The sequence below is a fragment of the Gilliamella apis genome (assembly GCF_002142155.1).
Classification (GTDB): Bacteria; Pseudomonadota; Gammaproteobacteria; order Enterobacterales; family Orbaceae; genus Gilliamella; species Gilliamella apis.
The window spans coordinates 1-913 of the sequence record NZ_NASD01000052.1 but is presented as its reverse complement, the minus strand read 5'-3'; the positions used below and the strand labels follow the sequence as shown (position 1 = coordinate 913).

The following is a 913-nucleotide window of genomic DNA, read 5'->3' as shown; positions in this document are numbered from 1 at the left end:
CTTTTATTAAATATAATTTATAAGGAAAAAAATGAAACTTTTAAAATTAAATGAAGTGTGTGAACTATTAAATATATCTCGCTCAAGCGCTTATAGATTAATTAGCAAAAATGATTTTCCACCTAAAATTCAAATATCAGAACGTACAGTGCGCTATTCGTCTGATGATGTTTGTAACTGGGTTGAGAAAAAATAATATTATAAATAAATATATAATAATTCTAATTTTCATAGAATGAGTGATTTGATTACATTTTAAATTTAGTCCTACATTATGAATATCTCTTGGCATTAAATATCGTACATAAAATTAACTGCAAGTGATATTACCATTGATATTATCAATTACCTTTCTAAAAAAATAAGTATTTCTGATACGTTATGCGAAGGTCGCTAACTAAAGTCCGAAATGCATTATTACTAATTTTAATTCTCTTTATTTTGTGCTTTAAGTCTAACTTATAAGCAATAGTTGAGTATTGCCTAAAATAAAGTAGAAAATTGTATAGGAGAGTTTTAAATTGACTGTAATAGAGGAATTAGAAAAAAACAAAAATAAAAGAAAACAAAGTTATGAAGATATTAAGGAATGGGTACAAAATTTTATATTGTCTCATGGTCAAGGTAATTGTTTGTTTGTTACTTTAGCATCGAATAATGTTCACAATAAAGAGAGTATATATAAAGCACTCCAAGATTGGTTAAATAACATAGTTTCAAGAATTTTTAGATGTAGCAAAGAAAAGATAAAACAAATGAACAAGATTCATATCTTAGGTTTTTTAGAAAAAAATAAACATGGTAATTACCATTATCATTTGGTTTTATATATTACAAATGAATATAAAGAATATTTTAAGAGTTTATGTAATCGCTTTTGGCGTAAAAGATATAATGATGGAACTACTAATAT

At 24.5% G+C, this 913-nt stretch carries 2 protein-coding genes; both read left to right on the top strand.

From position 1 onward, the window contains the following. Positions 1-31: 31 nt before the first annotated feature. On the top strand, positions 32-196 hold the full coding sequence (locus B6C84_RS11445) for a helix-turn-helix transcriptional regulator (RefSeq protein WP_086319833.1): 165 nt from the start codon (positions 32-34) through the stop codon (positions 194-196). A gap of 325 nt (positions 197-521) precedes the next feature. Beyond that, on the top strand, positions 522-913 hold a 392-nt coding region (locus B6C84_RS11440; protein WP_133053380.1), incomplete at its 3' end, for a hypothetical protein.

Bases quoted from the DNA above. Each gene is read 5' to 3' on its own strand.
- B6C84_RS11445 (WP_086319833.1), top strand. From the start codon at position 32: ATGAAACTTTTAAAATTAAATGAAGTGTGTGAACTATTAAATATATCT.